Source organism: Halorhodospira sp. 9628, from assembly GCF_022228075.1.
Taxonomy (GTDB): domain Bacteria; phylum Pseudomonadota; class Gammaproteobacteria; order Nitrococcales; family Halorhodospiraceae; genus Halorhodospira; species Halorhodospira halophila_A.
Window position 1 is genome coordinate 40,633 of record NZ_JAJNRF010000010.1, and the last position, 23,013, is coordinate 63,645.

The following is a 23,013-nucleotide window of genomic DNA, read 5'->3' on the forward strand; positions in this document are numbered from 1 at the left end:
CGCGAAAGCATAAGGCATACGGCGGGTGGACGCAAACGCCGCGCCGCGGCCGCCCCCCGCTCCCGGACCCGAAAGAGGGCTTTTTAACATGCTGATCTTGCAACGGGTGCATTGGGCATGTTCTAGTTGAAAAGCATGACCAAGCAAAAAGGCAGCGCACACGCGCTCGCTTCACACCAGCCGTCGCCCGGCCCGGGCCTTGTTCAAGCTACTGATCCCCCAGTGGCCGCGGCACGCGCACCCCTAGCATTGATTGCACCACGCTCCATTCAAACCGACGGATCAGCATGACTGAAAAACTCGTCGTAGAAGACCTCTACAAGATTTTCGGCCCGAAACCCGAGCGGGCCATGGAGCTGCTCAAACAGGGCTACAACAAGGACGACATCTTCCAGCGCACCGGCAACACCGTCGGCGTGCGCGAAGCGAGCTTCACCATCCACGAGGGTGAAGTCTTCGTCATCATGGGGCTGTCGGGCTCCGGCAAGTCGACCATGGTGCGGATGTTCAACCGCCTGATCGACCCGACCTACGGCCACATCTATGTCGATGGCCACGACATCATGGCGATGAGCCAGCAGGAGCTCATCAACATGCGCCGACGCGACATGTCCATGGTGTTCCAGTCCTTCGCCCTGCTCCCGCACAAGACCGTCGCCGAGAATGCCGCCTTCGGCCTGGACGTCTCCGGGCACGGCACCGCGGAGCGACGCGAGAAGGCCCTGCAGGCCCTCGAGGCCGTCGGCCTGGCGGCCAACGCCGACAGCTACCCCGACGAACTCTCCGGCGGCATGAAGCAGCGCGTCGGCCTTGCCCGCGCCCTGGCCACCGACCCCTCCATCCTGCTCATGGACGAGGCCTTCTCGGCCCTCGACCCGCTGATCCGAACCGAGATGCAGGATGAGCTGATCCGTCTGCAGCAGGAGCAGAGCCGCACGGTCATCTTCATCTCCCACGATCTGGACGAGGCCATGCGCATCGGCGACCGCATCGCCATCATGGAGGGCGGTCAGGTGGTCCAGATCGGCACGCCGGAGGAGATCGTCTCCAACCCGGCCAACGAGTACGTGCGCTCTTTCTTCTACGGCGTGGACGTCAGCCAGGTCTACAACGCCGGCGACATCGCCGAGCGCCGCCGGGTCACCGTGATCCAGCGCCCCGGCGTGGACGTGCGCGCCGCGCTCGAGCGGCTCAAGCACTACGCTAGCGACATCGGCGTGGTCATCGACCGCAACCGCCGCTTCCAGGGGCTGGTCTCCGTCGACAGCCTCACCGACGCCATCCGCAGCGGCGGCAGCACCGAATACGGCGACGCCTTTCTCAGTGGCGTGCAGACCATCGCGGCCGACACGGCGATCTCCGACGTGCTCGGGCCGTCGGCCGAGAGCGAGTACCCGCTGGTGGTGGTGGATGACGACGGGCACTACGTCGGCACCCTCTCGCGCAGCCAGCTGCTGCTCACCCTGGATCGCACCCAACAGGCGTAAGGGACAGACATGCAAGATCAACCGGATATCGAGGAACACGAAACCATCGGCCCGATCGATCAGGCCGCCGAGTGGTTCAGCGACAACGTGCTGGACCGGATCACCATTGGCGACTGGATCGAAAACGGCGTCGACTGGATCAGCGACAACCTCGAGCCCCTGCTCGACGGCATCGAGGGGGCCATCCGCGCCCTGGTCGACGCCACCGAGTTCCTCCTGCTCTACCCGCTGTGGGTCGCCGCCTTCTTCCTGGTGGTCGGCGCCTGGCGGACGTGGGGCCGCAAGGCCGGCCTGATCGCCCTCGGCGTGGCCGTGGCGCTGTTCGGCATGGGGCTGTTCTCCGAGGCCATCCAGGCGCTGCTCTGGTACCCGCCACCCTGGGTGCTGGCGCTGCTGGTGATCCTGGTCAGCTTCTGGCGCGTGGGCTGGCGCTTCGGGCTGTTTGCCGTCATCGCCCTGGGGCTGATCTTCAGCATGGAACTCTGGCCCGAGACCATCCGCACCCTGTCACTGGTGGTGGCCTCCTCTATCGCCGCGCTGATCATCGGCCTGCCCATCGGTGTGGCCATGTCACGCAGCGACCGGGTGGAGATGGTGGTCCGCCCCATCCTGGACCTGATGCAGACCATGCCGCCCTTCGTCTACCTGATCCCGGCGGCGATCTTCTTCGGTCTGGGCACGGTGCCGGGGGCCATCGCCACGCTGATCTTCGCCATGCCGCCGGCGGTGCGCCTGACCAACCTCGGCATCCGCCAGGTCAGCCAGGAACACGTGGAGGCCGGCCAGGCCTTCGGCTGCACACCGCGGCAACTGCTGGTCAAGATCCAGCTGCCACTGGCCGCGCCGTCGATCATGCAGGGCATCAACCAGACGATCATGCTGGCCTTGTCCATGGTGGTCATCGCCTCCATGATCGGCGCCGGCGGCCTGGGCGGAACGGTGCTCACCGGCATCCAGCGCCTGCAGGTGGGGCTCGGCTTCGAGGGCGGCCTCGCCGTGGTCTTCCTGGCCATCCTGCTGGATCGCATCTCGCAAAGCTTCGGCGAGCGCCGGCACGGCCAGGGGCGCGATTACGGGGCGCTGCTGCGCTGGTTCTTCGGCAACCGCCAGCAGGGCCCGGCCGCCCACCAGGGCTGAACACGAACCCGGCCCCGTGGCTGGCCCTCCGGGGCCGGTGCGGGGCGGACTGAGGGAAAGCAGCAGAGGAGTGGTACCATGCGACGCAAGCTGACCACCGCGGCGGCCACCGCCGCCATCACCGCCGGCATGGCCTCCGCGGCCAACGCCGACGAGATCCGCATCGGCTGGACGGCCTGGGCCGACGCCGAGTTCATCACGCGGATGGCCGAGGATGTCATCACCAGCGAGTTCAACACCGACGTTGAGCTGGTGCAGACCGACATCGCGCCGCAGTACACCGGCCTCGCCCAGGGCGACATCGACCTGATGCTCATGTCCTGGCAGCCGATCACCCACGAGGACTACATCGAGCAGTTCGGCGACGACATCGTCGACCTCGGCGTCCTGTACGGCGACGCCGCCCTGGGCTGGATCGTGCCGCAGGACCTCTACGACGAGGGCCTGACCTCCATCGAGGACCTCAAGGATCCCGAGTGGCACGACCGGCTTAATGGCCAGATCCAGGGCATCGATCCGGGTGCCGGCCTGACCCGCCTCTCCCACGATGTCATCGAGGACTACGACCTCGACTACGATCTGATTGAGGCCTCCGACTCCGCGATGACCGCGGCGTTGAACCGGGCGGCCCGTCGCGGTAACGCCATCGTGGTCACCGGCTGGAGCCCGCACTGGAAGTTCGGCGCCTGGAACCTCACCTACCTGGAGGACCCGGAGGGCACCCTGGGTGGGGCCGAATCGATCCACGCCATGTCCCGTGAGGGCTTCCCCGAGGACCACCCCGAGGTGGCGGAGTTCGCCAGCTGCATCAACATCGACATCGATCTGCTCAACGAGTACATGTTCCTCGGCCGCGAGGAAGGCACCGAGGCGGCCGTCGAGCAGTTCCTCGACGAGGAGGCCGATCTGGTCGACGAGTGGATCCGCTGCGCCCGCAACTGATCCGCTCGGCCTGACGCGGGGCCCGGCCCTTGCCGGGCCCCCGCCGTTTCGGCGAAATTATTCGGGCACCACGATTCAATAGAGAGCCAAAAAGAGGGAGCACCCATGAACAACAAGACCAAGAGCCTGGTCCTCTCCGGTGCGGCCGTGGCCCTGGCCACGCCGATGTCCTCGGCGCTAGCACTGGACGACGTCCTGAGCTTCGGCGCGTGGGTCAACTACACCTACGACGTGGATAACGACGCGAACGAGGATCGCGCCGGCGACCTCGACCTGCCCGCCGGCATCATCTACGCCAATCACGAGCATGGTGACTGGTTCTTCGACTCCGAGCTGCGCTTCGGCACCGGCAGCTTCCAGTCCTTCAGCGGCGACGACCGCGAGTGGGGCTTTAAGGAGCTGGCCATCGGCCGCCACTACGGCGAGGAGTGGACCATGACCGTCGGCAAGACCGAGGTCCCGTTCACCTACAGCCGCTTCAACTTCTGGCCCGGCGAGCGCCTGGCGCGCGGCTTCGGTGACCAGTACAATCCGGGCATCCGCTTCGACTTCGACCCGGCCAACAACCCGATGGACATGAGCTTCATGTTCATCAAGAGCCAGAACTGGGGCACCGACACCACCTCCCAGGATGACGGCGCCGGCGTGGGTGCCATTGGCCAGCACTGGGGCAGCAACGACACCTACCACAAGATCAACACGCTGGTTGCTGACCTTGGCTTCACCCAGGGCGATTTCCGCCACGGCGCCTCCCTGCAGGCTGGCCAACTGGCGAACCAAGAGTTTAGTGATGACGACGAGGTCTGGGTCGCAGGGGCTGACGAAACCGAGACCCACTGGGCCGCCGGTCTCTACACCGAGGGCACCATTGGCGCCTGGGACCTTGCTGGCCAGCTGGTCCACTACGATCAGGGCGATACAGATAGCTTTGACGACACCACTCAAGCTGCACGTGCCGCCGGTGGTGGTACTGACCCTGAGGATTTTACAACCCAAGGCTCCGGCCAGGTCATGATGCTCAGCGCCGGCTTCAACGCCGGTGACTGGTACCACTACGGCGACCTCACCGGCCGCTCCCCGGACAGTGACCTGGAGCGTGATGACGACACCTACGACTTGGTCCTCGGCTCCCGCTACAACTACGGCCCGGGCTGGATCTACGCCGAGGTGCAACTGGAGAACATCACCGACCAGGAGGACGGACTTACCGGTCACGAAAACGACGACGGTGAGTATGAGTTTACCCAGTCGGTGCACCTCACCATGGACTACTACTTCTAACCCCATCCGGGTCTGAGAAGCATGTAGCCACCTGCAAGGGCGCGGCCTCGGTCGCGCCCTTGTTGTCTGTGGGCTACTGCTTTGGCTGCCCCAAGATCCCCCGCGGTCTGAATTGACTCTCCCGCAACCCTTTGGGAAGCTTTTGCCGTACCCCGCACTGCGACAGTCCTGCGTGCGGGTCCTCGTCAGCCACAGGGAGCTTCACCCGTGACCGATCCCGAGAACACCAACCCCAAAGAGGTGAAGAAGGAGATCGAGGAGCTCGAACAGGCGTACGACACCGACCACGAGATCGGCGAGCAGAACATCACCCCAGAGATCCGGCCCATCGGGCTGGCTCTGGATCTGCACAACCCGGTCTTCATCGTCAGCTCCGCGCTCATCTTCGTCTTCCTCATCGGCACCCTGATCTTCACCGCCCCCGCCCAGGAGGCCCTGGAGGGCGTCCGCGGCTGGGCCACCAGCAACTTCGACTGGTTCTTCCTCACCGCCGGCAACATCTTCGTCCTCTTCTGCCTGCTGCTGATCATCCTGCCGCTGGGCAGCATCCGCATCGGCGGACAGGACGCCAAGCCGGACTTCTCGCGACTGTCCTGGTTCGCCATGCTCTTTGCCGCCGGCATGGGCATCGGCCTGATGTTCTGGGCGGTGGCCGAGCCGGTGGGCTACTACACCGAGTGGTTCGGCTCGCCGTTCAACATCGAGGGCGGTACCGATGAGGCGGCGAAGGCGGCCATGGGTGCCACCATGTACCACTGGGGCCTGCACCCGTGGGCCATCTACGGCGTCATGGCGCTGGCCCTGGCGTTCTTCACCTACAACAAGGGGCTGCCGCTGACCGTACGCTCGGTCTTCTACCCCCTGCTGGGTGAGCGGGTGTGGGGGCCGCTGGGCCACATCATCGACACCGTGGCGGTGCTGGCCACCATCTTCGGCCTGGCCACCTCCCTGGGCTTCGGCGCCCAGCAGGCGGCCAGCGGCCTGAGCTACGTCTTCGAGGCCGTCCCCGATACCCTGGCCACCCAGGTCGCCATCATCATCGGCGTTACGGTGGCGGCGCTGATCTCGGTGCTGCGCGGCATCGACGGCGGTATCAAGCTGCTCAGCAACCTGAACATCAGCCTGGCCGGGCTGCTGATGCTCTTCGTGATCATCGCCGGTGGCGCCATCGCCTTCGTCACCCAGCTCTGGCACACCACCGCCGCCTACGCCGGCGACTTCTTCGCCCTCTCCAACCCGGTCGGCCGCGAGGACGAGACCTTCCTCCAGGGCTGGACGGCGTTCTACTGGGCGTGGTGGATCAGCTGGTCGCCGTTCGTCGGCATGTTCATCGCCCGGGTCTCCCGCGGGCGCACCGTGCGCGAGTTCATGACCGCGGTGCTGATCGTGCCCACGGTGGTGACCGTCTTCTGGATGAGCGCCTTCGGCGGTGTGGGCCTGCAGCAGGCCATCGAGGGCATCGGCGCGCTGGCCGACGGCATCGGCGCCGACGAGTCCATGGCCCTGTTCCACATGCTCGAGCAGCTGCCCTGGACCCTGCTCACCGCCTCGGTGGCGGTCTTCCTGGTGCTGGTCTTCTTCGTGACCTCGTCGGACTCCGGTTCGCTGGTCATCGACAGCATCACCGCCGGCGGCAAGACCGACGCCCCGGACGCCCAGCGCGTCTACTGGGTGGTGCTCGAGGGCCTGATCGCCGGTGTGCTGCTGTTCGTCGGCGGTGACGCCGCGCTCAGCGCCCTGCAGGCAGGGGCCGTTTCGGCCGGACTGCCGTTCACCGTGATCCTGCTGCTCATCTGCCTGAGCCTGCTCATCGGGCTGCGCCACGAGCGCCGCCTGATCAAGCTCAGCCAGCAGGTCTAGAACCGGCGCCCCCGGGCGCCCGCAACCGCCCCCGGTACCCGGTCGGGTATCGGGGGTTTTTCGTCGCTCCGACCGCACCCGCCCCGGGTGCTAGAATCAGAGTCTCACTCACGCCCCGGCAACCGCTTCATGGCCCACTGGCGAACGCTCTCCGGACTCTTCGGCCCGCGCTGGCGTCACCCGGACCCGGCCACCCGTCGTCGCGCCGCTATGGACCTCGATCCCAACCAGCCGGAGACCGCCGAGGCCCTGGCCGCCCTGATCGACGACCCGGCCCCGCCGGTGCGCGAGGCCGCCGCCAAGCGCTGCAGCGACCTGGCCACCCTGCGCCGGCTGAGGCGCCACGACCCGGACGCCAGCGTCCGCACGGCCGCCACGGTCCGCTACCGCCAGCGGCTGGTGGGCGACGCCGCCCCGGAAGCGGTAACCGCCGAGCTACGCCACTGCGACGACCCCACGGTGGCCGCACACATCGCCCAGCAGGGCCGCACCCCGGCGGTGCGCCGCGCCGCCCTCGCCCAGCTGGAGCAGGCGCAGGTGATCGCCGAGGTGGCCCTCCACGACGACGACCCCGACACCCGGCTGCACGCCGTCGAGCAGCTCGACGACCCGAAGAGCCTGCGCGCGCTGGCCGAGCGGGCCCGCAGTCTGGCCCCGGAGGTGGCCGAGGCCGCGGAGCGGCGCCTGAACCCGCCGGCACCGCCCACCACCGAGGGGCACACCGCCACCACAGAGACCGACGCGGCCCCCGCCGCCGACCACGACGGCCCGACACCGGCCACGGGCGCCGCCGCCTCGCTGGCCAACGCCATGACCGGCCTCGCCGAGGGCGGCTGGTGGCCCGGCTACCACACCCGCCGCCGGGCGCTGATGGCCCGCTGGCGGGAACTGGACGAGCCACGGCCGCCGGCACTCAGCGAACGCTTCCGCCAGGCCACCCAGGCCGCCCTGATGCAGCAGCCGCGCAACCACGGCGGCGACGCCACCCGCACCCGCCTGCAGCTGGAGCAGCTGCTCACCGAAATCGAGGGCCAGGAGGATCCGGCCCGCGCCGCCGGGCAGCGCTTGGAGGCGCTCAGCCGCAGTGTCGCCGAGCTCGCCGGCGACCACCCCGACGAGGCCCGCGCCCGCATCCTCCTGCAGCGCCTGGGCCGGCGGATCCCCCAGCTCCGCCCACGCCGCCCGGCGGGCGGCGCGGTGCGCCCGCCCCGTCGGGCCGGCGACCAGTGCGACCTGGCCGCCGTGGCCCGCAGCCTGGCCGAGGCCGAGGAGGCCATCGCCGGCGGGGACCTGCGGCGGGTCCGCCAGGCCCTGGCCGAGGCGCAGCGGCTGGTGGGGCCACCGCCCGGCGGCGAGCCGCCGCCGGGCTGAGCCGGCGGCGGCCGCCCGGCCGGCTCAGCGGATCAGGCGGCGGCGGAAGAGATACGAGGCCACCGTGAAGGCGGCCGCGATGTAGCCCAGCGGCACCAGCAGGTGGAGCAGCGCGCCCGGGGCCAGGCCCTCGCCCACCGCCAGCGGCCGGACCACCTCGACCATGTGCGCCAGCGGCAGCAGGTAGGCCAGCCCGGCGACCAGCGCCGGCAGCTGCTCGATGGGGAAAAAGACCCCGGAGAGGAGCAGCATCGGCGTCAGGACCAGCGTGAAGTAGTAGAGGAAGAAGTCGTAGCTCGGCGACAGCGCGGTGATGATCAGCGCCATGCTGGCGAAGGCCAGGGCGGCGAGGAAAACCACCGGCAGCGCCAGCAGCATGCCGGGCAGACTGAGGATGCCCAGGGCCACGGCGACGATGCCGATGGCCCCGGCGCTGAGCAGCGACTTGCTCGCCGCCCACACCGCCTCGCCGAGGACGATGTCGTCCACCGACAGCGGCGCACCGAGCATCGCCGCCCAGGTCTGCTGGGTCTCCATGCGCGTGTAGGCGGAGTACAGCGCCTCGAAGCTGGAGGTGAACATGGCGCTGGAGCAGACGATGCCCGAGGCGATGAAGACGATGTACGGCATCCCGGAGTCGAGATCGCCGATCAGCGCCCCGAGCCCGTAGCCGAAGGCCAGCAGGTAGAGCACCGGCTCGCCGAAGTGGCCCAGCAGCGACGGCCAGATCAGCCGGCGCCAGACGCGGAAATTGCGGCGCCAGACCGGGATGAAGCGCACGCTCGGGCGCGGCAGCCAGCGGTCGCGCTCGGAGGGCGGATCCGCCTCCTCCGAGGCGATCTCCACGCGTTCGCTCATGGTCACTCCCTCAGCTCGTGGCCGGTCAGGTGCAGGAAGACGTCCTCGAGGTTGGTCGGGCGCTGCAGGTAGGTCAGCCCCTGCTCGTGCAGGGCGCCGGCCACCGGTGCCGGGTCGTCGGCGTAGAGCAGCACCGTCTCGCCCACCTCACGCACCCGCGCCGCACCGGAAAGCCCCGCCCGACCGAGCCAGGCCCGCGCCTCGTCGCCGCGCAGCTCCACCACGTAGCGCTCCAGGTGGCTGCGCGCCAGCGCCGCCGGGCTGTCGCAGTCGATGATCCGGCCGTGGTCCATGATCGCCAGCCGGTCACAGAGGCGCTCGGCCTCCTCCATGTAGTGGGTGGTGATCACCAGGGTCCGTCCCTGCTTCTGCAGCGCCCGCAGCTTCTGCCAGATGTTCTGCCGCGCCTGGGGGTCGAGCCCGGTGGAAGGCTCATCGAGGACCACCAGATCCGGGTCGTTGACCAGCGCCCGGGCCAGGGTCAGGCGGCGTTTCATGCCGCCGCTGAGTGAGGCGATGGGCGCATCCGCCTTGCCCTCCAGGGCGGCGAAGGCGAGCAGCTCGTCCACCCGGGGCCGCGCGGCCTCGCGGCCGAGGCCGTGGTAGCTGGCGTAGGTGAAGAGGTTCTCGCGGACGGTGAAGTCCGGATCGAGGTTGTCGATCTGCGGCACCACCCCCATGCGCGCGCGCATCGCCCGGGCGCGCGCCGGCACCGGCTCGCCGAGGACCTCCAGGGTGCCGCCATCCGGCGGCGTGACGCCGAGGATCATGCGCAGCGTGGTGGTCTTGCCGGCGCCGTTAGGTCCGAGCAGCCCGAAGCACTCGCCGCGGGGGACATGCAGATCGATGCCATCGACCACCGTCGTCCCGCCGTAGCGCTTGAGCAGCCCCTCGGCCCGGAGCGCCGGCCCGGAGGCGTCGGATTCGTTCACCATAGAGCCATCCCGCATCGCTGGAAGCCGACGATGGTACACGCTGCGGCGCCGCGCCGCAGCCCGCCGGCCCGGTCACTCCGCCGCCGCGTCCAGGCGCTGCGCCACCCGCGCCAGCGCCTCCGGGGTGTTGATGTTGACCAGTGCCGCCGCCTGATCGTCGAAGTCCGCCGCGGCCACCCGGTGGCGCGCCAGCCAGCCGTGGACGCGGCGCTCGCCGGCGGCCAGGGCGGCGTCGAGATCGGCGCACAGGCGGCGCTTGAGCAGCGCGAAGACTGGCTGCAACCGACCCTCCAGCCGGGCCACCGCCAGCTCGGCGTCGGCGGCCTCCAGGGCATCGGTGAGCCGCGCCGCCAGATCATGGGGCAACAACGGTGCATCGCAGGGGACCACCAGCACGCGCTCCGTCCGCGCGCAGGCCAGGGCGCTGGCCATACCCGCCAGCGGCCCCAGCCCGCCCGGGGGGCGGTCGCCGTCCACCGGTACCCCCAGGGCCCGGTAGCGCGCCGCGTGGCGGTTGGCGTTGATGCGCATGGCCGCCACCTGCGGGGCCAGTCGGGTCAGCACATGAGCGGCCAGCGGCCGTCCGGCCAGCGGCACCAGCCCCTTGTCGCGGCCGCCCATGCGCCGGCCGCTGCCCCCAGCCAGGACGACGCCGGTGATCCGGGCATCGGCAGCGGGCGGCGCCATCGCCAAGGCCGGCTAGCGCTGCAGCCCCTCAAGGGGCTGTACCTGCACGGTCTCCCCCGCCGCCACGTCGCCCCGCTCCGCCTCGAGGACGATCAGGCAATCGGCGTGGACCAGCGAGGTCAGCATCCCCGAACCCTGGGCCCCGGTGGAGCGCACCTGCACGGCACCGTCGGCGCCGGGCTCGAGGATGCCGCGCTGGAATTCGGTGCGCCCGGGGCGCTTGCGCAGGCGCTCGGCGGCGATCACCGGCAGCTGGACCGGCTGCAAGGTGCCGGCCTCGCCCATCAGCCGGCGCAGGGCCGGCTGGACCAGCTGGTAGAACGTGGCCGCCGCCGAGACCGGATTGCCCGGCAGGCCGAAGAAGACCGACTGGCCGACGCGGCCGAAGGCCAGGGGCCGCCCCGGCCGCACGGCCACCCGCCAGAAGGCCACGTCGCCGGCGCAGTCGACGGCATCCTTGACCGTATCCGCCTCGCCCACCGAGACCCCGCCGGTGGTGATCACCGCATCGGCGTAGCAGCCGAGTTCGCTCAGGGCCGCCTTGAGCGCCCCCACGTCGTCGCCGATGACGCCGGCGTCCAGGGCCTCGACACCGAGCCGGCGCAGCGCGGCGCCGATCAGGTGGCGGTTGCTGTCGTGGATCTGCCCCGGCCCCGGGGTCTGGCCCGGGGCGCAGAGCTCATCGCCGGTGGAGAGGAAGGCAACCACCGGACGCCGGTGGACCGCCACCTCGACACAGCCCAGGGAGCCGAGCACCCCCACCTCCTGCGGTCGCAGGCGCCGTCCGGCGCCGAGCGCCACGCTGCCGGCGGCCAGGTCCTCGCCGGCACGGCGGATGTTGGTGCCGGCGGCGACCGGTCCGGGCACGACAACCTCCGCCCCCTCCATGCGCTCGACCTGCTCCTGCATGACCACGGCGTCGGCGCCGGGTGGCACCGGCGCGCCGGTCATGATGCGCACGCACTCACCGGCGCCCAGCGGCTGCTGGCGCGCCTGCCCGGCCAGCACGCAGCCCACCTCGCGCAGGGGCACCGCCCCCTCGCCGGGCACATCGACGCTGCGCACCGCATAGCCGTCCATGGCGGCATTGTCGGCCCCGGGCACATCCAGCGGGGCGTGGATGTTCTCCGCCAGCACGCGCCCCAGGGCATTGCCCAGGGCGACCCGCTCCTGCCCGATCAGCGGGGCGACCTCGTCGAGGATGCGCCGCCGCGCCTCGGACAGGGGCAAGCCGCCAGCGTGGTGCCCCCCGGCCGCCGTCCCCTTCGCTTCACTCATCGAATCCGGTCTCCCTCCTGATGCCTGCACGCCTCACGACGGTTCATCCTCCTCGGCGTCCAGCTCTGCCAGTTCCTCGACCACCTCGGAGGCACGATCCGGGTGGCGCACCCGCGCGACGTGGAACAGCGCGTCGCCTTCGTGGACCAGCGGCAGGTTGGTGCGGCCGATGACGATGCCATCGAAGGCCGCCAGCGCCTGCGTCTCGCCATCGCCGAAAGGGTCGGAGATCAGCCCCAGCTGCTCGCCGCGGCGCACCCGCTGGCCCAACTGCACCGTGGTGCGCAGGATACCGCTGCTCTCGGCCCGCACCCAGCGGGTGTTCTCCACCTGCACCGGACGGCGCGGCGGATACTTGCGCTTGACTCGGGGGAGCATGCCCAGCTCGCGCATCGCCCCGGTGATCCCGCGCACGCCCAGGCGGATGCAGTCCTCGTCGAAGCGCAGCGCCTCGCCGGCCTCGTAGAGGAGCACCGGGATGCCGCGCTCGTCGGCGGCGTGGCGCAGTGAGCCGTCGCGCAGGTCCGAGTTGATGATCACCGGCGCCGAGAAGGCCCGGGCCAGATCGAGGGTACCCGGGTCATCGAGGTTGGCGCGGATCTGCGGCAGGTTGGTGCGGTGCGCGGTACCGGTGTGCAGATCGATGGCGTGGGAGGCCCGCTCGAGGACCTGGCTCATGAACAGATGGGCCAGCCGCGCGGCCAGCGAGCCGCCGGCGCTGCCCGGAAAGGAGCGGTTGAGATCGCGCCGGTCGGGCAGGTAGCGGGTCTGCGCCAGCACGCCGAAGACGTTGACGATCGGCACCGCCAGCAGCGTACCGCGCATCCGGCGCAGCTGCGGCAGGGCCAGCACCCGGCGGATGATCTCGATGCCGTTGATCTCATCGCCGTGGATGGCCGCACTCAGGCACAGCGTGGGGCCATCGCGGCGGCCGTGGACCACATGCACCGGCATGCCCACCGGGGTGTGGGTGTAGAGCTGCGCCACGTCCAGCTGCACCGTGCGCCGCTCCCCCGGAGGCACGGCCTGCTCGCTGATGACGAACGGGGAGCGCCGCCGGGCCATCAGCCCCTCCGGCCCTTGGTCCCGGTCTTGCCCGGCTTGCGGTTGCGCTCGATAAACTCGATGATCATTCCGGCGACATCCTTGCCCGTGGCGGTCTCGATGCCCTCCAGACCCGGCGAGGAGTTGACCTCCATGATCACCGGACCGCTGTTGGCCCGCAGTATATCCACACCGCAGACGTTCAGGCCCAGCACCTTGGCGGCCTTCACCGCCGTGGCCCGCTCCTTGGGCGAGATGCGCACCAGGCTGGCACTGCCGCCGCGGTGGAGGTTGGAGCGGAACTCGCCCTCCTTGCCCTGGCGCTTCATGGCGGCCACCACCTTGCCGCCAACCACCAGGCAGCGGATATCGGCGCCGCCGGCCTCCTCGATGAACTCCTGGACCAGGAAGTGCGCCTTGAGCCCGCGCAGAGCCTGTATGACGCTGGAGGCGGCCTTGCGCGTCTCGGCCAGCACCACACCGATGCCCTGGGTCCCCTCGAGGAGCTTGATCACCACCGGCGAGCCGCCGACGAGCTGCATCAGGTCGTCGGTATCGTCCGGGGAGTGGGCGAACCCGGTCGCCGGCATCCCCACCCCCTCGCGGGAGAGCAGCTGCATGGAGCGCAGCTTGTCCCGCGAGCGGCTGATGCCCTGGGACTCGTTGAGCGGATAGGTGCCGAGCATCTCGAACTGCCGCAGGACCGCCGTGCCGTAGAAGGTGACCGAGGCCCCGATGCGCGGGATCACCGCATCGTAGGGCTCGAGCTTCTGCCCCTTGTAGTGGATCTCCGGGTTGCTGGTGGCGATGTTCATGTAGCAGCGCAGGGGATCGATCACGCGGATCTGATGCCCGCGGCTCTGCGCCGCCTCCACCAGTCGGCGCGTGGAGTAGAGCCGCGAGTTGCGCGAGAGCACGGCGATCTTCATACGGTTTCAGCGTCTCCTCATCGGGTCGCGGTGACACGGGGGCGGAGCGCGGCCCGCCCAGTCAGGTAGGAGGCTTCGGGGTCGACCACGAAACGGCCGGCCATGGCCGTTCGGCCGAGCAGCATGCGAAAGCGCATGGTGTCCCGATCGGTCAGGGTGAGTTCCGCCCGCCAACGGATTCCACCGAGTTCGAGCAGGGTCGCGATTACCCAGCGCGACTCCCGGTGGCCGCCGGAGTCGGCCACCACCCGGCGATCCGCCACCGGGGCCTGGCACCAGAGCTCCGGCTCGGAGGAGCGCTGACGGGGATGGATACCGAAGCGCACCCAGGTCCGCCCGTCGCGCTCGAAAGGCTCGATGGCGAAGGTGTGCAGCGCCGAGGTCCGCGCCCCGGTGTCCACCTTGGCCTTGAGCCGGTGGATATCCAGCTCCGGCAGCGCCACCCACTCGCGCCAGCCGATCCGCTGCCGTTCAGTCATGGCCGGACCCCCGGTCGGCCGGCCGCGGCGGGCCGGGGACGATGGCATTGCGCGCGGCGGCGTAGTCGGCGTAGTCGCGCCGGGTATCGCGCAGGTGCGCCTCGAGCAGCGGCACCCCGGAGACCCGCAGCAGCAGCCCGGTCATCAGCAGCGGGGCGAAGACCGTCCACCAGCCGCCGGCGGCGGCGGCCAGCCCCCACAGCCCCCAGGCCACCAGGATCTCGCCGAAGTAGTTGGGGTGGCGGCTGTAGCGCCACAGGCCGCGGTCGCAGACGGCGCGGGCGTTGCGCGGATCGGCCCGGAAGCGGGCCAGCTGGGCGTCGGCCACCGTCTCGTAGAGCCAGCCGACGAGGAAGACCGCCGCGGCGACCAGCCCCAGCGGTGCCGTCCACGCCTCGGCATCGCCCCGGGCGATGGCGTGGAGCAGCGGCGCCGCCGCCAGCCACAGCACCACTGCCTGGAGGCCGAACACCGTCACCAGGCTGCGCCGGGCCCAGCCGGGCCCGCCGGATCGGCGCAGCGCGGCGTAACGGGCGTCCTCGCCCGCTCCCCAGCTACGCCAGGTCAGATAAAGGCTGAGCCGCCCGCCCCACAGCGCCACCAGGGCGACGATCCACCAGCCGTGGGCCGGGAACCCGGCCAGCGCCTGGTAGAGCAGCGCCAGGAGCACGAAACCGGCGCCCCAGAAACGGTCCACCAGACTGGCGTCGCCGGTTCGCAGGCTATACGCCCACACGGCGGTCATCAGCAGCAGCACGGCGCCCAGACCGGTCACGGCACTGACGAGCATCGGCCCCCTCCCCGGGGTCACGGCGAGACACCCGCGTAACGTAACCTCAAAAGCTGGCGCCGCCAATGACGGGGCAGGTACCCTGAGCCGCCAGCGCTGGCGCGCTCTCTCGGCCGCGCCTCCGCTGTCGGCCGTCGCCACACCCGCGAGGAGGATCATCGACCCATGCGCATGCTGATCTCCGCCCTGGTGATGTTCGTCATCATCATGGTCGTACTGGCCTTCGCCCGCGAGCATCTGCGCCCGGCCCAGGAGGCGGATCTGCGCCTGACCGAACTCACCGCCGAGACGCCGCGCGAGGAGCTGGAGGACCGGCTGGAGAAGGTGGAATTCGAGTGCACCGATGACGAGACCGGCCTGGAGACCGGCGAGCGGGTCTGCTTCGCCCCGGTCAGTCGCGCCGACGATTACGCCGCCGACTACCTGGCGCTGTTCTTCGACAGCGACAACGCCCTGGCCGCAGTGAACGTCGTCCTCGACCCGGCCGAGCACGACGCCAACCACGAGCGCCTGCGCGAAGCTCTCGGCGAGCCGGACCGGCGGATCGAGGACGCCTTCACCTGGCTCGTCTGGGACCGCGACGAGCACCTGATCCTCACCCAGGAGGAGGTGCCGGAGGCGGAGGCCCCCACCCTGATGTGGTTCCGCAACGCCGATTTCATGGAGCGGCTGCTGCCGCGCTAGGGCTGCCCGCGGGCACATCGGCCAGCACCAGCCGCTCGCCCCACGGCGGCTCGGCATCGGCCCAGGCCGGCGGCACCACCCACAGCAGCGGCCACGGTGGGCGAAAGCGCGCCGGCCCCTGCAGATCGGTGAGCACCACCGCCTGATCCGGGGCGTGGCGGTCCGCCTCCTCGAGCAGCGGGGTGAAGTCCGTCCCACCCCCGCCGTGGAAGGTCAGCTCGGCCCGTGGCGAGTCGCCCGGGGCCAGGTGCACCACCCGGCGCACCCGGTCGTCGCCGACGATCACCACCAGCTGCGCCTCGCTGCGCCGGGTGATGGCCGTCAGCTCGCTGGCGAAGCGCTCCAGCAGGGCGTCGTCGATGGACCCGGAGGCGTCCACCACCAGCGCCAGCCGCGGCACCCGCCGCGCCGTGACTACCCCCGGCTCCCAGGGCATGCGCCGGCCACCGGCGGTGCGGCCGCGGTTGGCCAGCCAGGAGCGCGCCGGGCGCGACCAGGAGCGCTCCGGCAACCGCGCCAGCCCCCGGGCCAGGCGGGTGCGCAGGATGTGCTCCCAGGGCGTGCGCGGCGTCGGCCGATCGGCCAGCAGCCCGCGCAGCATGGAGAAGGCGCCGTCATCGGCGTGCGCCCGCAGCAGCCGCTCGGACCAGGCGCGGGCCCGCTCCGCGGCCACCTCCGGCGCTTCGCCCTCGGCGGGCAACAGATCGGCCTCGGCGCCGGCGGCCAGCTGGCGCAGCCGCGCTGCCCGCGGCCCATCGCTGCGCCCGGTGGCGCCATCGCGCCGGCCCGAGCTCGCCGCCCCGCCCTGCTGCCCGGCCCGGCCCCGGTCCTCGCTGCTGCCCCCGCGCCGATCGTCCACGGCGCGGTAGAGGCGCTCCACGTCCCACTCGAGCAGCGCGCGCTCGGGGGTGGCGGCGTCATCCGGCAGGACCTCGCGGAGCACCCGCTCCAGGGTCACCGCCCCGGCGGGCAGTTCCAGCCAGTCCAGGTGGCCAAGGGTGGTGTTCACCAGGGCGTCTGCGCAGTGGTTGAACAGCGCCGGATCGACATCGCCGAGGACCCCCGCCAGGGCCTCCCGGCGCTGCGCATGGCGAAGGGCCACATGGAGCACCTCGTGGGCCACCCACCCCACCTGCTGCGCCCGCGGCAGTCCGGCAAAGGCCGGTGTGTAGTAGAGGGTGCGGCCGTCGTTGACCACCGGCGCCTCGAGGTCGCCCGCCTCCACATCCTGGTGGTGGGCCCAGAGGGCCAGCCCGCCGGTACCGGGGGCCTGCTCGACCATCACGCGAATCGCCGCCGTGCCGCGGTGGGTGTAGGGCTCAGTCGCCATCGGCCCGGCGCTCGGCCATGTAGCGCTGGTACGCCTCGCTGCGCAGGATCGCCCCCTCCAGGCCCCAGGCCAGACCGCGCTGGAAGAGCAACTCCATGGCCAGGGTCTGCGCCTCGCGCGCCGGCAGCGGCGTACGCCCGCGCATCTCCGGGAACTGCTCGATGATCTCCAGGGCGCGGGTAAGGGTCGGCTCGTCGGTGACCGCCGCCACCAGGCCGTAGACCATGCCGTAGAGGCCATCCAGGCTCTCGGGCAGCAGCGCCGCGGTCTCCGGCCCGGGCTGCGCGGCCAGCAGCCGGGTGACGTCGGCAGCCGCCTGCAGCTCATCGAGCACCCCGAAGAATTCAGCGGCGTTGGCGGCCCCGATGCGCCCCTGCACGAACAGCCGCCGCACGGCATCGCCCAGATCGGCCCGGAGCACCGAAGAGACATCCTCCCAGCCCCGCGGGCTGGCGCCGACCAGGTGGTCGTTGGCCAGCTGCGTGGCGGTGTCGTCGAGCCGGTCGGCGCGCACCCGCAGGAAGGCCATCACCTCCGGGGCCAGCTCGCGCTCGGCGGCGTAGTCGAGGAACGCCTCCAGGGCCGTCTGCACGTTGAAGTGGAACATGCGATCGGCCAGCGCCGTGCCCATGTCGTGGCTCACCGCCCCCTGGAAGCGGGCATTGCCCGCCGCCACCACCTGCCAGCCGTCGGGCAGCCGGTACGCCCCCACCTTGCGATCGAGGATCAGCGAGTAGGCAGAGATCTGCAGACGCTGATCGGCGGCGGTGAGCTCGTCGAGGAAGAGGATTCCCTCCGGCTGGTCGGCACCGGGGAGGAACTCCGGCGGGAACCACACCGTGCGCTGCTGCTGCTCATCGGCGTAGATCGCCCCGCGGATGTCCACCGGCTCGATGGTGGTCAGGCGCAGGTCGACCAGAGGCACCCCGAAGTGCTCGGCCACCTGCGCCACCACCGAGGACTTGCCCACGCCGCGGGTGCCCCACAGCATGGTGGCCCGCCGGCGTAGGATCGGGTCGGCGTACTGCTCGATCAGCGCCTGCCGGGCGGCGGCCACCGAGACCGCCGGGATGTTCATCGGATCAGCCGCCATCGCTCCCTCCGTGCCAGGTGCTCGCCGTCAGCGGCCGCGGCAACGGCGGTCGGTCCACCAGCGGGACCTCGGTCCCGGAGAAGAGCAGCGCGCCGATGGCCAGCAGCGGCGGGACACCGTGGAGCCACGGCGGCATCTCGCCCTCGGGCAGCACCACGCCGAACAGCGGCACCGCGGCGAGGATCAGGAAGAAGACGGTCATCGGCAGCAGCCGGCGGCCCACCACCGCCCAGCGCCGGCGACGGAAGCGCCGGTGGAAGGCGCTCGGCGGCTCGGCGAAGACCGCCGCCAGGTGGGCGACGAGCTGCTCGATCCGGGCCTCGACGGCCGCCCGCCGGCGCGGCTCCTCCCGGGGCAGCGCCCGGGTGCTGCGCCACGCCTTCTGCCGCCAGACCAGCGGCCGCCAGCCCCAGCCGAGGACGGCGATCAGGTCTTCGGGCAGCGCAGGCTCGCCCTCGGGGTGGGGCGTGATCTCGATTTGCGCCGGCAGGCCGGCACCCGGGGTGGCGTCGAGCACCACGCGCCGCCCGGCCAGCCGCGCCTCGGCGCCCACGGCCCGCCACCGCGGGTCACCGGGGTCGGCCTCGGAGGCTTTCGCCCAGTAGCTGCGGCCGATACAGACACCGGCGATGCGGATGAACAGCCGGGGGCGCAGCTCCGTGGCCTGCAGGCCCGCGAGCAGGTCGGCGGGACACCCACCATCAAGGGCGAGACCGGCCCAGGTGCCATCGGCGGCGGTGTAGGTGGCGCTCAGCCGATAGAGCCCGGGCTCCCGCTCGGCGAGCACCAGCTGCTCGGTGACCGGCCCCTCGGCGGCGTCCAGCCCCTCGTGGCTGCGCGGCTCAAAGGCGATCTCGCGGTGGACCCGGTCGCTGGCGGCCAGATCCACGGCCCACCCGGCGTCGCTGAACGGCGCCACCCGGGTGAGGATCTCATGGTGGGAAAGCGGCTTGACCAAGGCGGTCGTCCCCTGCGCGGGCTGCTCCGCAGTTCAGGGTACGCCCGGCCGGCGGCGCAATGAAGCCACTCGCCGCCGGGGTATCCCACCCGGGCCCTGGCTCGGCCCGCCCTATTCCGGGCGCAGCAGCTTGCCGCTGAGCAGCTTGATCACGGTGGCGACGAAGACCACGGCGATGACCAGCGTGGTCAGCACCACCAGCAGCATCACGCCGCGGCCGCCGCCGGTCTGGTAAGCCTGCACGAAGTGCTGGCTGGCCAGGCAGAAGGCGGCCAGGGGGAAGGTGTACGCCCACCAGGAGGGGTAGTACGGCAGGCGGACGAGCCGTGGCACCTGGATGAGCAGCAGCAGAAAGGTGAACAACGCCTTGTAGTAGAGCAGCCGACCGACCACCCCGGGATCGCCGCCGTCAAGCAGCGACACCCAGGCCAGGTAGCCGGCCGCCGGCGGGGCCAGGAGCACGAAGAGTGTGGGCAGCAGGAACGCCGGCAGGTTGGGCGCGAAGATCAGCCGGTAGTACACCAGGGTCATCAGGATCAGCCAGAAGAACAGCCCGATGCTGAAGAAGAACCAGGCCACCTCCATGTAGCCGGCCTGCGCCGCCGGGATGGGCACCAGGACGTTGCCCACCGCCGGGATGAACCAGACCGGATTCAGGGTGCCGAGCTCCAGCTGACGCTGCATCCAACTGGTGACGATGGCCAGCATCAGGATCAGGTGCAGCAACGCCCCGCTGCCCCACAGGGCGGTGGACAGCGGTTCCGACTCGGTCACGATGCCCAGCAGGATCAGCGAGATGGAAACCGCCGGCAGGAAGTTGAGGCGCACCGGGTGGGTGACCTCGCCCCACGCCGCCGATGGGTGTAGCGCCGCCTTGAGGGCATAGCCTGCGGCCATGGCGACGAAGCTGATCACCGCCAGCACCACCACGGCCTCGGCTACCCAGGCGGGCCAGCCCCAGAGGCTATGGCTCTCGTTCCAGACCATGGCCAGGCCGGCCAGGCCCATGGTGGCGGCAAACAGCGGCAGCGGCAGGTGGGCCAGGCTGACCCGGGCGTTCTCTTCCTGACTCATGCGAGGCTCCTTCAGCTCGGGGTGGTCACCGCATGCCGGCATACATTACGGATCGGGCATATGCTTGTCACGCGCCGTCGCCGTCCAGGCGCAGGGTCACGTGCATCAGCCCCGGGTCGTCGCTGCTCGGCTCGATGCGAAAGCCCATGGCCTGATTGATCTTGAGCATCGGCTCGTTCTCGCGCAGCACCTCGCCGTAGATCTCGCGGATGCCACGGCGCCGGGCGTAGTCGACGATCCGGTGCATGAGCATCGGGCCCAGCCCCATGCCGGCCACCGAGGGGTCGAGCATGATGTCGTACTCCGCCTGCTCCAGGTCGGGATCGGCGCTGATGTGGACCATCCCCAGCAGCGGCGCCCGGCCAGCGATGCCGTCGCGGGTGATGACCAGCGCCATCTCGCGGTCGAAATCGATCTGCGTCAGCCGCGCGGCCATCTCCTGGGGCAGGCTCTTCAGCGCCTGGAAGAAGCGCATGCGCACCTGCTCCGGCGGCGTTCGCTCGACCATGGCGTTGAGCTGCGGGGCGTCCTCGGGCAGCACCGGGCGCAGGTTCAGGCACTGGCCGTCGGGCAGTTCGATGCGCTCGCTGAGCTCCTGGGGGTAGGGGCGGATGGACAGCGAGTCGGCCGGATCCCCGCGCTGGGGCTGGATGCCCACCCCGGCGTCCAGGGCCAGCACCCCGCGGCCGGTGGCCCAGAGCGGGTTGATGTCCAGCGACTGCACGGCGCCGAAATCGATGACCAGCTGCGAGAGCTTGACCAGGCTCAGCGCCACCGCATCCAGATCCGGCTTGCGCAGCCCGCTGTCCACCAGCAGCCCGTAGATCCGGGTGCGCTGCATGATCTCCCGGGCCAGGTGCATATTCAGCGGCGGCAGCCCGCAGGCCCAGTCGGCGATGGCCTCGGTCTCGGTACCGCCGTGGCCGAAGTAGAGCACCGGCCCGAAGGGCCCGCCGGGGCGCACGCCGAGGGTCAGCTCGAAGGCCCCGTCGCGGCGGGTCATCGGCTGCACGGCAAAGCCGTCCACGGCTACGTCGTCGCCGCGAAGCTCGTGCAGGCGCGCCAGCATCGCCTCGGCCTCGGCGCGCACCGCCTCGGGGCCGCCCAGATCCAGGACGACGCCGCCGGCCTGGGACTTGAGCTGCACTTCCGGCGACATCAGTTTCAGCGCCACCGGCTGATCCAGCTCGGCGGCCACCGCGGCGGCGTCCTCCGGGTCGTTGGCGCGGCGGGTTTCCACGCAGGGGATGCAGTAGGCGCTGAGCAGCCGCGCCGTCTGGTACTCGTTGAGCTGATCGCGCCCGGCGGTCAGCGCCGCCGACAGGATCAGCCGCGCCTGCTCGTAGTCCGGGGTGAAATCCTCGGGCAACGAGGGCGGCGTCTGCATCAGCAGGGTCTGGCTGCGCCGGTACTGAAGCAACCGGCTGTAGGCGCGCACCGCCTCCTCGGGGTAGGCGAAGGCCGGCACCGCCGCCGCGAGCCGCCGCAACCCGGCCTCTCCGGCGGAGGGGTCCCAGGCGGCGAGTACCGGCTTGCGCAGCCGCTTGGCGTGGCGGACCACCACCTCGGCCACGCCCTCGCCGTCGTCGCTGGCGCCCGGCGCCTTGAGTGCCAGGATACCGCTGATGCGCCGGTCCTTGCCGAGGATCTCCAGGGCCCGATCGTAGGCGTCGGCGTCGGCGTCGACGCCCATGTCCAGGGGATTGTGGCTGCTGGCGTTGCGCCGGGCCAGCTCCTGCAGGGCCTCATTGCTCTCCGCGGAGAGCTGCTGCGGACTGCTGTCGTAGCGGCGCAGGGCGTTGCTGGCCAGCAGCCCCATGCTGCGGCTGTTGCCGAGGATCGCCAGCGGCCCGTCGCGGCCCGGCACCCGGCTGCTGTCGAGGATCTCGACAGCGCTGAACAGCTCCTCCAGATCGTCCACCCGCACCACGCCGGCACGGCGGAAGGCCGCGTCGTAGACGAAGTCGTCGATCTCCGCCTCGCCCACCTGCGGCGGCTTGAGGATGATCACCGGCTTCATGCGGGCCAGCCGCCGCAGGGCCGACATGAACTTGCGCGCCCGGCGCACCCGCTCGATATAGACGATCACCGCGCGGGCGCGGTGGTCGGTGGCCAGGTAGTCGAAGCTGTCGCCCAGGTCCACGTCGGTGGCGGCGCCGATGTGGATGATGTGCGACAGCCCCGAGTCGTTCTCGCGGCACCAGCGCAGGGCGGCCCCGGCCATGGCCGAGGATTTGGTGACCAGCGCCGCCTTGCCGCTGGCCAGTGTGATGGGCAGCGACGAGGCGTGCAGGCCCCGGTGGGGGACGCTGATGCAGCTGCTCCCCGGCCCGGCCACCCGGACCAGATGGGGGCGCGCCGCCTCGAGAATGGTGCGCTCGAGTTCCTCGCGCTGCTCCTGGGTGTAGTCCCGGGGGACCGCGCGCGTGACGATCACGGCACGGGTGCCCAGCTCGCCCAGGGCGGTGATCAGCCCCGGCACCACCTCCAGCGGGCGGGTGATGACGGCCAGATCCGGCACCGCCGGCAGGCGTTCAAGCGCGGGGAAGACCGGGACACCGCCCATGGAGTCGATCCCCGCCATGACCGGCATCACCGGCCCCTGGTAGGGCTCGCTGAGCAGGTTGCGCAGGATGCGGCGATCGGTGTCGCTGGCCTCGCCGATCAGGGCGATGGAGCGGGGCTGGAAGAGGCTTTCGAGATTGCGTACGGTCATCGGGCTCGGGATCTTTGCGGGCGCTGCAGTGCACCACGGGGCCAGTCTATCGGTCCCGGCAACAGGGAAGCCAGCCGGCA

The 23,013-nt window shown here is 70.8% G+C and carries 20 protein-coding genes; 7 read left to right on the top strand and 13 right to left on the bottom strand.

The window, feature by feature from the left end; genetic code table 11:
• Positions 1 to 287 precede the first annotated feature (287 nt).
• From proV to LRG10_RS10305, 6 genes are all read left to right on the top strand, one after another.
• A complete protein-coding gene (proV, locus tag LRG10_RS10280; RefSeq protein WP_201167981.1) occupies positions 288 to 1,487 on the top strand; it encodes a glycine betaine/L-proline ABC transporter ATP-binding protein ProV in 1,200 nt (399 codons plus the stop codon).
• A 9-nt stretch (positions 1,488 to 1,496) separates the two neighbouring features.
• Positions 1,497 to 2,624, top strand: coding sequence for a proline/glycine betaine ABC transporter permease (locus LRG10_RS10285; RefSeq protein ID WP_238635519.1), 1,128 nt, complete (start codon positions 1,497 to 1,499; stop codon positions 2,622 to 2,624).
• A gap of 78 nt (positions 2,625 to 2,702) precedes the next feature.
• Complete coding sequence (locus tag LRG10_RS10290) at positions 2,703 to 3,566, top strand: glycine betaine ABC transporter substrate-binding protein (protein WP_201167987.1); 864 nt, start codon at positions 2,703 to 2,705, stop codon at positions 3,564 to 3,566.
• Positions 3,567 to 3,671: 105 nt separating this feature from the next.
• A complete protein-coding gene (locus tag LRG10_RS10295; protein ID WP_238635520.1) occupies positions 3,672 to 4,847 on the top strand; it encodes a hypothetical protein in 1,176 nt (391 codons plus the stop codon).
• 207 nt (positions 4,848 to 5,054) lie between these two features.
• Positions 5,055 to 6,707: a BCCT family transporter gene (locus LRG10_RS10300; RefSeq protein WP_238635521.1), complete on the top strand. Its 1,653-nt coding sequence runs from the start codon at positions 5,055 to 5,057 to the stop codon at positions 6,705 to 6,707.
• A 129-nt stretch (positions 6,708 to 6,836) separates the two neighbouring features.
• Positions 6,837 to 8,078, top strand: a complete 1,242-nt coding sequence (locus LRG10_RS10305) for a hypothetical protein (protein WP_238635522.1) — start codon at positions 6,837 to 6,839, stop codon at positions 8,076 to 8,078.
• 24 nt (positions 8,079 to 8,102) lie between these two features.
• Here LRG10_RS10305 and LRG10_RS10310 read toward each other — a convergent pair whose 3' ends face one another.
• The 8 genes from LRG10_RS10310 to LRG10_RS10345 all read right to left on the bottom strand — a co-directional run bounded on the left by LRG10_RS10310 (position 8,103) and on the right by LRG10_RS10345 (position 15,078).
• Positions 8,103 to 8,936: an ABC transporter permease gene (locus LRG10_RS10310; RefSeq protein WP_238635523.1), complete on the bottom strand. Its 834-nt coding sequence runs from the start codon at positions 8,934 to 8,936 to the stop codon at positions 8,103 to 8,105.
• Between the two features lie 2 nt (positions 8,937 to 8,938).
• Positions 8,939 to 9,871 carry an ATP-binding cassette domain-containing protein gene (locus LRG10_RS10315; protein ID WP_238633077.1) on the bottom strand — a complete coding sequence of 311 codons (933 nt, stop codon included), beginning with the start codon at positions 9,869 to 9,871 and terminating at the stop codon, positions 8,939 to 8,941.
• 72 nt (positions 9,872 to 9,943) lie between these two features.
• Entirely contained in the window at positions 9,944 to 10,558 is a 615-nt protein-coding gene (gene mobA, locus LRG10_RS10320; RefSeq protein ID WP_238633076.1) for a molybdenum cofactor guanylyltransferase MobA, read from the bottom strand.
• A 12-nt stretch (positions 10,559 to 10,570) separates the two neighbouring features.
• Positions 10,571 to 11,836, bottom strand: a complete 1,266-nt coding sequence (glp, locus tag LRG10_RS10325; RefSeq protein WP_238635524.1) for a gephyrin-like molybdotransferase Glp — start codon at positions 11,834 to 11,836, stop codon at positions 10,571 to 10,573.
• A 33-nt stretch (positions 11,837 to 11,869) separates the two neighbouring features.
• Positions 11,870 to 12,901, bottom strand: coding sequence for a succinylglutamate desuccinylase/aspartoacylase family protein (locus LRG10_RS10330; protein ID WP_238635525.1), 1,032 nt, complete (start codon positions 12,899 to 12,901; stop codon positions 11,870 to 11,872).
• Positions 12,901 to 13,809: a 30S ribosomal protein S6--L-glutamate ligase gene (gene rimK / locus LRG10_RS10335; protein ID WP_201168010.1), complete on the bottom strand. Its 909-nt coding sequence runs from the start codon at positions 13,807 to 13,809 to the stop codon at positions 12,901 to 12,903. Before rimK ends, LRG10_RS10330 begins: the two co-directional genes overlap by 1 nt.
• A gap of 17 nt (positions 13,810 to 13,826) precedes the next feature.
• On the bottom strand, positions 13,827 to 14,288 hold the full coding sequence (locus LRG10_RS10340) for an ATP-dependent zinc protease (protein ID WP_201168013.1): 462 nt from the start codon (positions 14,286 to 14,288) through the stop codon (positions 13,827 to 13,829).
• Positions 14,281 to 15,078, bottom strand: a complete 798-nt coding sequence (locus tag LRG10_RS10345) for a DUF1295 domain-containing protein (protein WP_201168016.1) — start codon at positions 15,076 to 15,078, stop codon at positions 14,281 to 14,283. Before LRG10_RS10345 ends, LRG10_RS10340 begins: the two co-directional genes overlap by 8 nt.
• Before the next feature lie 165 nt (positions 15,079 to 15,243).
• On the opposite strand from LRG10_RS10345, the gene LRG10_RS10350 reads away from it, so the two are divergent.
• Positions 15,244 to 15,762, top strand: a complete 519-nt coding sequence (locus tag LRG10_RS10350; protein ID WP_238635526.1) for a hypothetical protein — start codon at positions 15,244 to 15,246, stop codon at positions 15,760 to 15,762.
• Here the strand turns inward: LRG10_RS10350 and LRG10_RS10355 are convergent.
• From LRG10_RS10355 to LRG10_RS10375, 5 genes are all read right to left on the bottom strand, one after another.
• On the bottom strand, positions 15,737 to 17,092 hold the full coding sequence (locus tag LRG10_RS10355; RefSeq protein WP_238635527.1) for a VWA-like domain-containing protein: 1,356 nt from the start codon (positions 17,090 to 17,092) through the stop codon (positions 15,737 to 15,739). The two genes, LRG10_RS10350 and LRG10_RS10355, sit on opposite strands and share 26 nt — an antisense overlap.
• Positions 17,082 to 18,185, bottom strand: a complete 1,104-nt coding sequence (locus LRG10_RS10360; protein WP_238635528.1) for an AAA family ATPase — start codon at positions 18,183 to 18,185, stop codon at positions 17,082 to 17,084. Before LRG10_RS10360 ends, LRG10_RS10355 begins: the two co-directional genes overlap by 11 nt.
• Positions 18,175 to 19,143 (bottom strand): hypothetical protein, encoded by a 969-nt coding sequence (locus tag LRG10_RS10365; protein WP_238635529.1) that lies wholly within the window; start codon positions 19,141 to 19,143, stop codon positions 18,175 to 18,177. Before LRG10_RS10365 ends, LRG10_RS10360 begins: the two co-directional genes overlap by 11 nt.
• Before the next feature lie 111 nt (positions 19,144 to 19,254).
• A complete protein-coding gene (locus tag LRG10_RS10370) occupies positions 19,255 to 20,217 on the bottom strand; it encodes an SLAC1 anion channel family protein (RefSeq protein WP_201168026.1) in 963 nt (320 codons plus the stop codon).
• A gap of 67 nt (positions 20,218 to 20,284) precedes the next feature.
• Positions 20,285 to 22,933 (bottom strand): GNAT family N-acetyltransferase, encoded by a 2,649-nt coding sequence (locus tag LRG10_RS10375; protein ID WP_201168029.1) that lies wholly within the window; start codon positions 22,931 to 22,933, stop codon positions 20,285 to 20,287.
• Positions 22,934 to 23,013 lie beyond the last annotated feature (80 nt).

What these genes read in the sequence shown, in the direction of transcription:
- LRG10_RS10305 (WP_238635522.1), top strand. Translation starts at nt 6,837, where the DNA reads ATGGCCCACTGGCGAACGCTCTCCGGACTCTTCGGCCCGCGCTGGCGT.
- LRG10_RS10285 (WP_238635519.1), top strand. Translation starts at nt 1,497, where the DNA reads ATGCAAGATCAACCGGATATCGAGGAACACGAAACCATCGGCCCGATC.
- LRG10_RS10345 (WP_201168016.1), bottom strand. Translation starts at nt 15,078, where the DNA reads ATGCTCGTCAGTGCCGTGACCGGTCTGGGCGCCGTGCTGCTGCTGATG.
- rimK (WP_201168010.1), bottom strand. Translation starts at nt 13,809, where the DNA reads ATGAAGATCGCCGTGCTCTCGCGCAACTCGCGGCTCTACTCCACGCGC.
- LRG10_RS10330 (WP_238635525.1), bottom strand. Translation starts at nt 12,901, where the DNA reads ATGGCCCGGCGGCGCTCCCCGTTCGTCATCAGCGAGCAGGCCGTGCCT.
- LRG10_RS10350 (WP_238635526.1), top strand. Translation starts at nt 15,244, where the DNA reads ATGCGCATGCTGATCTCCGCCCTGGTGATGTTCGTCATCATCATGGTC.
- LRG10_RS10355 (WP_238635527.1), bottom strand. Translation starts at nt 17,092, where the DNA reads ATGGCGACTGAGCCCTACACCCACCGCGGCACGGCGGCGATTCGCGTG.
- LRG10_RS10370 (WP_201168026.1), bottom strand. Translation starts at nt 20,217, where the DNA reads ATGAGTCAGGAAGAGAACGCCCGGGTCAGCCTGGCCCACCTGCCGCTG.
- LRG10_RS10375 (WP_201168029.1), bottom strand. Translation starts at nt 22,933, where the DNA reads ATGACCGTACGCAATCTCGAAAGCCTCTTCCAGCCCCGCTCCATCGCC.
- LRG10_RS10295 (WP_238635520.1), top strand. Translation starts at nt 3,672, where the DNA reads ATGAACAACAAGACCAAGAGCCTGGTCCTCTCCGGTGCGGCCGTGGCC.
- LRG10_RS10310 (WP_238635523.1), bottom strand. Translation starts at nt 8,936, where the DNA reads ATGAGCGAACGCGTGGAGATCGCCTCGGAGGAGGCGGATCCGCCCTCC.
- LRG10_RS10360 (WP_238635528.1), bottom strand. Translation starts at nt 18,185, where the DNA reads ATGGCGGCTGATCCGATGAACATCCCGGCGGTCTCGGTGGCCGCCGCC.
- mobA (WP_238633076.1), bottom strand. Translation starts at nt 10,558, where the DNA reads ATGGCGCCGCCCGCTGCCGATGCCCGGATCACCGGCGTCGTCCTGGCT.
- LRG10_RS10340 (WP_201168013.1), bottom strand. Translation starts at nt 14,288, where the DNA reads ATGACTGAACGGCAGCGGATCGGCTGGCGCGAGTGGGTGGCGCTGCCG.
- LRG10_RS10315 (WP_238633077.1), bottom strand. Translation starts at nt 9,871, where the DNA reads ATGGTGAACGAATCCGACGCCTCCGGGCCGGCGCTCCGGGCCGAGGGG.
- LRG10_RS10290 (WP_201167987.1), top strand. Translation starts at nt 2,703, where the DNA reads ATGCGACGCAAGCTGACCACCGCGGCGGCCACCGCCGCCATCACCGCC.
- glp (WP_238635524.1), bottom strand. Translation starts at nt 11,836, where the DNA reads ATGAGTGAAGCGAAGGGGACGGCGGCCGGGGGGCACCACGCTGGCGGC.
- proV (WP_201167981.1), top strand. Translation starts at nt 288, where the DNA reads ATGACTGAAAAACTCGTCGTAGAAGACCTCTACAAGATTTTCGGCCCG.